At 41.9% G+C, this 7251-nt stretch carries 5 protein-coding genes and 1 pseudogene; 1 reads left to right on the top strand and 5 read right to left on the bottom strand.

Features of this window, described 5'->3' with window-relative positions; all coding sequences use genetic code 11:
• Nucleotides 1-4109 (bottom strand): serine/threonine-protein kinase PknK (locus tag RMY27_RS35295; RefSeq protein ID WP_322669441.1); only part of this gene is annotated, 4109 nt, incomplete at its 3' end.
• Between the two features lie 230 nt (nt 4110-4339).
• On the opposite strand from RMY27_RS35295, the pseudogene RMY27_RS35290 reads away from it, so the two are divergent.
• Nucleotides 4340-4601: pseudogene (locus RMY27_RS35290) on the top strand (transposase family protein); the annotation flags it as partial.
• Between the two features lie 35 nt (nt 4602-4636).
• On the opposite strand, the gene RMY27_RS35285 reads toward RMY27_RS35290, so the two are convergent.
• From RMY27_RS35285 to RMY27_RS35270, 4 genes are all read right to left on the bottom strand, one after another.
• The gene (locus tag RMY27_RS35285; protein ID WP_322669440.1) at nt 4637-4843 is read right to left on the bottom strand and encodes a hypothetical protein; all 207 of its coding nucleotides are present in this window, start codon (nt 4841-4843) and stop codon (nt 4637-4639) included.
• Nucleotides 4844-4918: 75 nt separating this feature from the next.
• Complete coding sequence (locus RMY27_RS35280; RefSeq protein ID WP_322669439.1) at nt 4919-5278, bottom strand: hypothetical protein; 360 nt, start codon at nt 5276-5278, stop codon at nt 4919-4921.
• Nucleotides 5279-5522: 244 nt separating this feature from the next.
• Nucleotides 5523-5684, bottom strand: coding sequence for a hypothetical protein (locus RMY27_RS35275; protein WP_322669438.1), 162 nt, complete (start codon nt 5682-5684; stop codon nt 5523-5525).
• Nucleotides 5685-5793: 109 nt separating this feature from the next.
• Nucleotides 5794-7047 carry an ABC transporter substrate-binding protein gene (locus RMY27_RS35270; RefSeq protein WP_322669437.1) on the bottom strand — a complete coding sequence of 418 codons (1254 nt, stop codon included), beginning with the start codon at nt 7045-7047 and terminating at the stop codon, nt 5794-5796.
• Nucleotides 7048-7251: the final 204 nt, after the last annotated feature.

The raw sequence follows: 7251 nt of genomic DNA, 5'->3' as shown, positions 1-7251 counted from the left end.
TATCCGGTTTGTGCGCCAGCATTCTCAATTAAAATTTGCATCAGCGATCGCAGCAATTGCTTCAGTTCAATTTCACGAGAAATTGCCTGTGAAGCTTTCATCACTGCTGCAAAATCGAAAGCGGTATGGAAGGAATTAGAGATAGTTTCAGCAGTAATAGGAATTGATGTGGAAGCGGCTCTAGACGACTGAGAAAAGAACTGTGGATAGCGTTTTTCTAAGTCTTTAACTTTAGCGGTTGCGCCCCAGCGATCGTAGCAATAGTGCGCCTCTTTCATGTAGGTTTGAGCAATTTTTGACCGACCTCGCGCCAGATAATGTTTAGCCGCTAATTCATAAGCTAATGCTTCTTCCTGGATATACTCATTTTCAGCAGCCCCCGCGATCGCTCGCTCGTAAAACTCTTCAGCCTCAAAAAATTGCCCTAAGACTCGTGCTTTCTCTGCCTCGACTAGATAAAATTTATGTAGATAATTCATTGGGGCGTGTTCTGCCCATTTCTGCATTTTTTCTTGGTTGGTGTTAACACAGTTTAGCCAAGCTGCTTTTTCAGAGTTTGAAGCATCGAGCAACAGGCTCAAAAGCGCCAGCGAATGATAGAAACAGAATACAGGTAAAACCTTTATTGCCGTCGCTTCTTCAAAATGTTGCCTTGCCAAAATAGCAGTCTGTACAGCTTGATGATATTCTTCAAATAGATAACACAGTATAATTTTGTGCAGATATAGCATTTGAATTGCAGTTCCATCTTTAACTGCAAGGGCGTGTGGTAATGCCTGCTCTTCATTACACACCCGACCAACTAAGCGACTGGGATTAAGAGACCTATCTAACAAATTAAGAATGGTCTGCCACACTATTGCAATCCAAGTCGAGGGGCTTTCCCGTCTGATTCGATCAACTGCTTTGCTATATGTTGCCGTTTTCTGTTCTAGTTGGGTGAGTGACTCACCGACGAAAAACGAGTTGTAGCACACGTCATATGCAGCATAACCAGCGGTTTCAAAGTCTCCGGTTTCCACTCCTTCCTGATAAGCCTCAACCAGCAGTGGTATCGTCTCCTTAAGATGTACTTTCCATTGCATAACATGGTCACTAAATAACTGTAATGCTTTAGCCTTGCCTTTTTTGGTATTCAATCGTTCTGCCAAACTAAGAGCCAATTGACCAAATTTATAGCCGAGTTCAATGTCTTGAACAACTCCACATAGAACAAATCCGTAGCCAGCATAATACAGTGGTGACCAGATAGCATTACCGTAGTTGATTGATAAATTTACCGTTTTGCAAGTAATCAGCATGAATAGTGCTGGTGATACTATGAATGCAGCAGCCCCTATATTCGCTAGGATTGACATTGCTGCTAGCGGTTCTGGTGCAGTCATCTCTGGTAAATTAACCAAGTCTTCAATTTCTCGTTGGGCGAGTAGTGCAGCCGTTGACTCCAATCCGCCTCGAACATCTAACTCACTTGGATTTTCTGGTAAGATTACTCCCAGGAGCTTCAACACTTCCAAGCCAATTTTGAGTGCTGATTTCAGGTTGCCCTGTGACAAATATCCTTGAATTTTGCTATCGTAAACCTGCACTTTGTCGATCGCTGTTTTGGCGCGATTGAGTACCACTTCTACCAATTGTTCCATCTCATTAAAGCGGCCGTGAAGATACGCTGCCGCTGCTGCTTCTGAGTACAGTGCTAAGGTAAGGTCATACTGATTGTGCCAACTGTCTGTATCTAGGAGTTTCAGTCCTATATTGAAATACTGAAGAGCTGCTTCATAAGCCGTTGCACCTTTTGCTTTCTGACCTGCCATTAAATTCAATTTGGCAATTTCATTTCGTTCTACTCGAGCGGTGACAAACTTAATTCCCCGATCGAGATGATCGACGATTTCAAACAGTCGCTCCGATCGCTGTTCTGGTGAAGTTTTTTCGAGTAAATTGCGACCAATTTGGAGATGAACCACTTGTTTTTGCGGCTCATCAATCAAAGCATAAGCCGCTTGCTGAACGCGATCGTGCAGAAACTTGTAGTCTTGAACTAACAAGTTTTCGTCTAATTCAGATAGAGGTTGAATTAATCCAGCATTTATTGCAGCTAGTAAATCTAGAGAAATTACTTTCGGCGATTTTTCACAAACGATCGCCAATGTTTCTAAATCAAACTCAGCCCCGACACAAGCGGCGATGGAGAGAACTTGCTGTGTTGCTTCCGGCAATTTCTGTAACTGACGCAACAGCAACTCCACTACATTATCGGTGATATCTTGAGCTTCAATCTCAGTTAAGTTCCACTGCCAGATCAACTGTTGGGCATCAAAGGTCAACAGGTTTTCGCTATGCAGCAGCTTCAAAAATTCACCAACAAAGAAAGGGTTGCCCTCGGTTTTACGCAACACGACTTGGGCTAAGGAACGAACGGTATCAGGATTGCGATGTAATGTCTCAGCTATCAGTTGACTCAACGGTTCCAGCGTTAAGGGGGTCAGGATGATTTCCTGAAGTACTGCTCCCTGGTTTCGCAAGCTCTCCAGCATCAAAATTAATGAATGCGTTGGAGACACTTCATGATCTCGATAGGCTCCGATCAAAAACAGAGATTGAGTTTGCTCGTCAAGTAATATGAGTTCAATTAACTTCAACGTCGCAGAATCGATCCACTGTAGATCGTCTAAAAAGACGACCAGGGGATGCTCTTTTGCACAAAACACCCGCACAAACCTTTGAAACGTGAGATTAAAGCGATTTTGAGCTTCCGTTGCTCCAACTTCGGGTACGGGTGGCTGTTTGCCAATAATTAATTCAACTTCAGGAATGACATCTACGATAATTTGTCCGTTGCTTCCCAAAGCAGTGAGCAGGCGCGATCGCCACTGTTGCACTTGCTCATCCGGTTCCCCCAGAAGTTGCTGCACCAACTTTTGCAGGGCATCCACAATGGCGCTGTAAGGAATATTGCGCCTGAATTGGTCAAATTTACCCGATATGAAATAGCCGTGCTTTGCTGTGATGGGTTTATAGAGTTCTTGCACCAATGCTGTTTTGCCAACGCCAGCGTAACCAGCAACGAGCATGAGTTCGACATTAAATTGAGCATTTTCTCTGCCTGACTCTAGTTGACAAATTTTGCCAAACGTCTCTTTTCTAGCTACTCTGTCAAACGCCGCCAATAATGCTTTAGTCTCCTCTTCTCGTCCATACAGTTTCTGAGGAATGCAAAACTGTTCTGAAACATCTTGTAGTCCCAACGACATGGCGTTGATCTGACCCATTTCTGCCAGTTGCCCGGCGCAGTGTTCTAGATCCGCTTTGATGCCCCAGGCACTTTGATAGCGATCCTCCGCATTTTTCGCCATCAACTTCAAAATTATCCCTGAAATGGCTTTGGGAATCGTGGCGTTCAATTCATGCACAGGAATCGGCGGTTTGGCAATATGACAATGAACTAGCTCCAGGATGTCTTGAGTGGGGAACGGTAGCTGTCCAGTTAACAGTTCGTAGAAGGTTACGCCCAGCGAGTAGAAATCGGTGCGATAGTCGAGCATCCGGTTCATCCGCCCGGTTTGCTCTGGCGACAGATAGGCAAGCGTGCCTTCTAACACATGGGGACTTTTGAAGGTTGGATTCGTGCGGTTAAATTGGGTCGCAATCCCAAAATCAATAATTTTGACAACGCCAGTATCCAGGTTGAGGACGATGTTTCCAGGGTTGATATCTTTATGAATGATATTGGCTGCATGGATTCTGCCCAGAATGTCGCTTATAGCGATCGCCAAATCAAGAAAAGTCGATAAAGGCATAGGGCAGAAAACATCTGGACGCTTTTGCATCCATTGCTCTAGGGACTCTCCGCCAAAATCTTCTAAAATAATCACCAGAGTGCGTTGATAGTCCTGCTGGCTGTATGCCTTGATAACTCCTTCCAGATTCAAAGAGCGGGTAATTTTATATTCCTGTCTGTAGCGGGTCAGTTCTTGAGGAGAGGGATAATCAAGCTTTAGCATTTTTACGATGATCCCTACTCCATCTTCTCTAATGCCTCGGTACACTAGAGAATTAGAACTTTCGTATATTTTGTTTTGGATAAAAATACCAGGTAGAGCGATCATAGAGCAACTCTTTAGAGAATAATCTGGCATAATCCAAACTATACAGCAATCTAGCTGTCTACATCTTTCATCTTCTGAGGTTTTATTTGGTTTCGTTCATTTCTAGCCAGTTGCAGAGTGATGGCGTTCACTTACGAGCGCTGTATCAATTATGTAGAGCGTTTCTACAGGAATGGCACTAAGAAAAGCGGAAACGCTTATCAATTAAGCAGTGTGCAATTGTAGTTAACTGTCCAGTTTGTAACCAACCAACTCACTTTCATTCATAGTCGCTATGAACGCTTATTAGCAGACTTACCCTGGGCTGATTACAGCATTACCTTACAGTTACGGGTAAGGAAGTTTTTTTGCATCAATAGGTTGTGTAAACGGCGCATTTTTACACAAAGGCTGACCAATGTAACCACACCTTGGGCTAGAAGAACTCTACGTTTAGCTCAACGACTGAGTGTGATTGGTTTAGCTAATGGTGGTGCAGCAGGGGTAAGACTCTGAGAGCATTTGCTCCCATTTGAAAACTACCGCGCTCAGTGGCGGGTAGTTTCCACTGGCTCCTTTGGTTGTTCCTGGGTTAGTTTTTGTTTGGTTTTGGGCGGAATAACATATGCTACTGCACCAAGTGCAACCATTCCACCACCTATGATATACATAATATTTCTAGTAAAGTATTGGGAGCCGATGTATCCAAAGGTGATTGCTGCCACTGTTGTGACAATCATTTGAGGTAGTTTCATAATTTAAAATGTTGTTTTTTGCTTAATGAGTGAAGGAGTCATTCTTACTCTTTGGCAATTGGTACTATTAATTTTTTATGGCTTAGGCTTTTCACCCAATGAAGCACTAGCAACAAAGCTGGAAAAACCAACAAGCATCCAGCCCAAGCAGACATGTTTTCGTATCTGCCATTCATACTGCTTACTAAGAGTAACTGGTTTTGTGTTCGCCTCAATCATCTCTAACCCCCAACACGAAAGCGTACCTATCCCAAACAAGCCACTACTGGCAATAGAGGCAATCGTGATTGTGTTTAGAATCCGAACGGTAAAATCCGGATTTCTTACAAGAGGCTTTAGCTGACGGCGATTACGGAGCAGGACTAATTTGTCTCTGTCTACAGGCTTTATATGCTCTTGTTCAATCAGAGGGTAAGCAATTTGTTGATTATTCATTCCTTGTCACCAGCATGTACTTTTAATAGCATCCATAATAGTGAACACATGATAAGCTTGCGTTACAGGTTGTACTACATTCCACAGAGGGGGATCAAATTTTCTTTGGTAAGAATTATTATTTCTAAATTCTTCTTTAATCATTCTCCAGCAACACCTGAATCCTGTTGGGCGATCCTTTCCACCTCATCTCGATAATCTCCATTCCCCTTGAAGGGTGTAGGCTTTTTCGAGTGAGTCTCTTTCAGACTGCGATCGCTCTGGGGTCTACCCCTTGGTTATGGTACAGGTCAAAGGTATCGAAGATGGGTTTGATAAAATCTCCAAACTCACCCAAAGCAAATACTTCTTGCCTGTTGTCGGTTTTACAGCGGGGGTCTGGGTTATCTGGCGTGGGCAGACGCATATAAACGTACTTACATCGCACTTCATCAAACTTGGTGTCTGTAGTGATGTTCCAGTCCGGGGGCGATTACAGCTGTAATGAATTTCTGCGCTTGAGCGATCGCTGTCAATTACTTTATATTTAAAAAAGCAAATTTACCATTAATACCGTTTGCTTCCATCTTTAATTGGGCAACATAAAACTGTTTTTGAACTACATCACCTTCTGGTGTAAAAGCAATTTCACCTAAAGGAGTTTGATAAGTTAATCTCAGTAATTCCTTGTTCAACTCTTGACGCAACTGAGGTAAAGTTAAATCCTTAATTCTGCTTTTTTTGTCTAAAGATTGCAATGCTTCTACATATACTTGTAAAGCAGCAAAAGCTTGTGCGCTAACTTGGGGTGGCTCTCGATGATATTGCTCAACATAAGCTTTACGAAAAGCAGTGTTAATTTCATTTTTGTATTCAGGACTATAAGCTTGAGCAATAATTACACCATCACAAAGCATCCTGCAAACTGAAAATATATGAGAAGTATTAAATCCATTTCCGCCAATAATTAAACCTCGATAGCCAAGTTCCCGTACTTGTTTGACTAAATTGCCTCCATCCACAGCTAATCCAGATATAATTATTAAATCTGGTTTTAAATTAATAGCATTACTGGCTTGCGCTTGAAAGTCGGTATCTGTAGTTTGAAACTTTTGGACTGTGACTAAATTTAATCCTAAATCTTTCACTGTTTTCTGAAAAATTTCAGTTTCTGATTTATTAAAGGCATCATTTTGTGCATAGAACACAGCCACCCTTTTGATTTGAGGATTTTGTTTAAGCGCTGCTTTGACTGCGTAAGGAGCGACGACTGCAACAGATGAAGAAACACGAGCTATATAATCACCAATCTCAGGAATGCCTTTAGCAGTATTTGATGCACCAATCACTGGAACCTGATTGCGTTCTGCTATCGGGTTAGCACTAAATGCCTGTTGTGACAGAGTAGGACCAATAATACCAACAACCTTATTTTGATTAATTAAACTGCCAAAGGCATTAATTGCTCCAACTTCATCGCCACCAGTATCTTGAAATATTAATTCGATTGCTTTACCATTAATCCCATTTTTGTTATTAAAATACTTCTGGGCAATTTTAACTCCATCAGTTCCCTCTTGACCTAGTAGTGCTACATTACTGGTTTGAGCAAAAGCGATCCCAATAGGAATAGTATTAGCTGCACTTGTTATTACTGCGGAATTATTTGCTGGAGTTAATCTAACGTTGCTACTTTTACTACAAGCTGTGATCAGCATCCAGCAAATAAATAATAATGCTGTATTACGTGAGATCCCAAACCAGAGCTTAACAGTGAGCGTGCTTTTCATAGATGCTCGATTATAATCTTTGGAGAATATCAGGGATTTTGAGATATTGTTCTTATATAGTACTTGTAAGGTGTTTAGTATACAAACTTATTCTGTTAACGCGGCAGTTACATGTTTTTCTTCTATATCTGTTGCTAAGACTTGATAGCCTAATACCAATTTAATATGAAGCTGCATAGAAAAGAGCTTCTAGGATAAAGTTAT

Source organism: Nostoc sp. DedQUE09, assembly GCF_034530915.1.
Lineage (GTDB): Bacteria > Cyanobacteriota > Cyanobacteriia > Cyanobacteriales > Nostocaceae > Nostoc.
Note: the sequence above shows the minus strand (reverse complement) of the source record. Positions and strands in the feature narration are given on the sequence as shown.